Raw genomic sequence first — 276 nt, 5'->3', positions numbered from 1 at the left:
GGAAGCCTTCTACCTGGAGCGCACGGTGCATTATCTGCAGCGGGTCGGCATGGAGCACATCCGCAAGGCGGTGGTCGAGGACGCGGAAAACCGCAAGGCGCTCAACGACCGCCTGCAATTCGCCCTGTCCTTCGAGCAGGACCCATGGAAGCAGCGCATCGAACAGCCGCAATTAAAGAAGGAGTTCGAACGGATTTCGCTCAAGCAACTGGAAAACGTCTGAATCCCTTGCCCGGGCCCTCCCACGGCGGCCCTCCCCCTACCGGAGTGACCCGA

1 protein-coding gene is annotated in these 276 nt (G+C 61.6%); it reads left to right on the top strand.

Annotated elements, in window-relative coordinates; translation table 11 throughout:
• Nucleotides 1-223: hypothetical protein (locus ACLJNW_RS24845; RefSeq protein ID WP_410961309.1), on the top strand; the 223-nt coding region annotated here is incomplete at its 5' end.
• Between the last annotated feature and the right edge of the window lie 53 nt (nucleotides 224-276).

It is taken from the genome of Salmonella sp. SAL4457 (assembly GCF_046548235.1).
Lineage (GTDB): Bacteria > Pseudomonadota > Gammaproteobacteria > Enterobacterales > Enterobacteriaceae > Salmonella > Salmonella enterica.
The sequence above is the reverse complement of the archived record's forward strand: the minus strand, read 5'-3'. Positions and strand labels throughout refer to the sequence as shown.